This is a genomic window from Paenarthrobacter sp. NPDC056912 (assembly GCF_042786555.1).
GTDB lineage: Bacteria > Actinomycetota > Actinomycetes > Actinomycetales > Micrococcaceae > Arthrobacter.
Genome location: NZ_JBHUCD010000044.1, coordinates 1 through 2,859 on the forward strand (window position 1 = coordinate 1; position 2,859 = coordinate 2,859).

General features: G+C 72.1%; 4 protein-coding genes. All 4 read right to left on the reverse strand.

What is annotated here, in order from left to right; genetic code table 11:
• Positions 1-934, reverse strand: a 934-nt coding sequence (locus ACFRJ9_RS23890) for a hypothetical protein (protein WP_377673376.1), incomplete at its 3' end; no start/stop codon positions are given.
• A gap of 648 nt (positions 935-1,582) precedes the next feature.
• The gene (locus ACFRJ9_RS23895; protein WP_377541239.1) at positions 1,583-1,945 is read right to left on the reverse strand and encodes a hypothetical protein; all 363 of its coding nucleotides are present in this window, start codon (positions 1,943-1,945) and stop codon (positions 1,583-1,585) included.
• A complete protein-coding gene (locus ACFRJ9_RS23900) occupies positions 1,942-2,154 on the reverse strand; it encodes a hypothetical protein (RefSeq protein WP_377541240.1) in 213 nt (70 codons plus the stop codon). The genes ACFRJ9_RS23895 and ACFRJ9_RS23900 overlap by 4 nt, the downstream gene beginning before the upstream one ends.
• A partial coding sequence (locus ACFRJ9_RS23905) for a protein spdB (protein WP_377673378.1) occupies positions 2,151-2,859 on the reverse strand: 709 nt, incomplete at its 5' end. The genes ACFRJ9_RS23900 and ACFRJ9_RS23905, both read right to left, overlap by 4 nt.

Genomic DNA, 2,859 nt, shown 5'->3' on the forward strand with positions numbered 1-2,859 from the left:
GGGTCCACTCGATCGCGCGGCGGCCCTTGGTCGCGCGCTCGTACTCGTGCCACTTCGCCAGGTTCCACTCCAGCGAGCCCTGTCCCTGGGCGTCGTCCTCGGGAACGCCTCCGGTCAGGTCTCCGATCCGGCCGAGGAGTTCGAACGGCGTGACGTTCTCGCCGCCCGCGGTTTTCAGGTCGGCGCGGGCGAGTTCGAGCGCCGGCGCCTTGCCGTCCTGCGTCTTGGCGATGTACTCGGCGAGGTCGTTCGCGTCGCGCTCGGTGTGCAGCCGCTTGAAGTCGACGCCGTGGCCCTTGCCCTCGCACGGGCAGTCGGCCCGTTCGCAGTCGTCCGTCGGCCGGAACTTCGGATTGATGCCCTGGAGGGTGCGGGTCCAGGTCGCGCGCCAGTGGTCTTCCCACTCGGTGAGCCGGTCCTCGGCAGGCGTGAAGGCGCCCGTGATCCTCTTGGCCGCCTTCTCTCCGGTGGTCCGGCCGCCGACGAGGACGATCGCGTGGATGTGCGGGTGCCAGCCGTGGGCCTGACCCACGGTCACCTCCGTCGCGCGGATCATCCCGAGGTAGCCGATCCGGTCGCGGATGCCCTCCTGGTCCTTCGCCCGGCAGCCGTCGCTGACCTTCCGTCCGGCCCACGTGCCGCCCGTGATGAGCCGCTGGTAGGCGCCGGGGCGCCGGGGGGTGTCCTCGGTTTTGCGGGTGCCCTGGAGAGCGTCCATGAGGTCGGCGAGCGCGTCCTTGTACGCGTGGCGGGCGGTGAAGGTCACCAGGTAGGCGGTCCCGCCCTGTTGGAGCCAGGTGACCACGGCCTGGGTGATCTCCTCGGCGCGGCGGTGGCGGATCACGGCGGCGCAGACCGGGCAGAGCCAGATCCGCCCGCACCGCATGAGGCCGAGGACCACGGAGGTTCCGGCAGCGGTCTGGGCGACGATCACGCCGGACGCGGGGTCCATCAGGGCCCGGCCGCAGCCCTTGCACGCGGAGTCGCCGGTGATCCGCCATAGGGTCCGGCGCCGGGTGTACCGCGCCGCTTTGCGCAAGCGGGCGGCGTCGCTTCGCGACTGCCCTTCCGAGAGGCTGTCGCCTCTCGGGCTCTCCCCATCCACCCCGTCCGGAGAAACCGCAGGTCGGCGGGGTGCGGGAAACTCTGTTGTTTCTTTCCCAAGCTGTCCGGGGTTGCTGCCGGACGTCATCCCGCGCTGAATTGCGCGCTTCGCGGCCTTCCGGCAGCGGTCCGAGCAGTAGACACGCGGCACTTTGCCCGGAATATGGGCAATCGGCGTGCCGCAGTGGCAGCGGGGGCCGCTGCTGTTCCGCGTGGCGGCACGCGGAGGTTCGGGGGTTGCAGACGCTGACGCGTCCCGTACGCTGGACACAGACGAGTCCCTTGGTTGTGGAGACCGGGTGGACGTCAGAAGCGGTCAGGGATTAGGCCCCCTGGCCGTTTCGCATTTCCTGGAGAGAATCCAAGCACCTTTCGTGCCCGGTGTTCCCCCCGGCACGCGACACGGCCCTTGGGGCTGTTGGGGTTTGACGGACCGAAGAAAGCCCCGCCAGCCGAAAAGGCCGGCGGGGCTTCGGTGTTACGCGGCTTCGACCGTCCACTCCCACGACTCGCCGTCGGCGGCAGCGCGGGCGGCGGCGTCGGCCAGGGCGCGGGCGAGGGCCGACGCCCGCGGCTTGAGGTGCCGGGTCCGGGAGACCGTGAGCAGCTGCTCGGAGACGAGCGCGGCTTCGGCAGCAGGGAAGGTTCGGGGCTTCGGGAACTCCAGGGCGTCGACCAGTGAGGCCACGGCCTTCCGGTCGTTGTACGGCACGGAGGTCTGGACCCAGGACGCGAGGGCGGCAACCTCCTTGCGGAGGTGGTGGTCCTGCCCGAAGAAGTCGGCTCCGTGCGAGACGACCAGGCTCGGTGCCGCGTCGTGGATGGCGGGTCGGCGGGTCATGCTGCGGCTCCCATCCGGTGGGCGAGGTCGGCGAGCTGGGTGGCGGCCGCGAGGATCAACCGGACCTCAGGTGTGCCGTCGGTCAGGAGTCGGTCGGGTCCGGGCGCCGGCGGGACCGGCGCGGGGGCCGGGACCGGGCGGCGGCGCAGGGCCACCGCCAGGACCGCGAGGGCAACCACCACGGTGGCGAGGTAGGCGAGGGCGATCACGAGCCCACCGCCTCAGACGTCGTGACGCGCTTCCAGGCCGCCCGGAGCCGGGTCTCCCCGGCGCTGTGGCCCGCCCTGCGGAAGGCGAGGGCGAGGGCGTTGTACGACATCGGCGGGTTGGTGCTGGCCCGGAGCTCCGCGACGATCGCGTCGATCTGGTCGTCCGTCAGGGCGGGTGCCTCGATGGCGGCCAGTTCTTCGAAGGAGCCCCAGACGGGGAGCTGCCAGCGGGGCTGTGACGCGTCCTGTGACGCGGGTGCGACGCGCTCTGTCACGCAGGTCAGAGCCCTACCGGTGCCGTCGCCCTGCCGGACTCCGTCCAGCTCCGACCAGGCGCCGGAGAGCCTCCTGGCCGCCTTGGCCTGTGCCTCCGCGACGCGCTTCCCGGCGCCCGTCACGGCGTCGAGGCGGGTCTCCTCGGTGCCCGCCTCGGCACGGAGTTCGGCGCGGGCGATGGCCGCCTGATCGCGGGCGCCCTGCTGGATCGTGGCGATCCGGTCGAGGGCGGTCTTGGTGAGCGCGGTCCGCTCCCAGAGACCGTGCACGAGCCACAAGGCCTTGGCCGCGATCGGCAGCCAGGCGACGGCGAGCCATGCGCCGGCGGATCCGTCGGCGGTGAGCGCGTGGGCGACCAGGACGCCGGTCGCGACCGCGCCGAACGCCCACCCGACCACGGTGACCGTGGTGTTGTGGTCACCCTGAGCC

Coding starts and splice junctions, on each gene's coding strand:
- ACFRJ9_RS23895 (WP_377541239.1), bottom strand. CDS start 1,945: ATGACCCGCCGACCCGCCATCCACGACGCGGCACCGAGCCTGGTCGTC.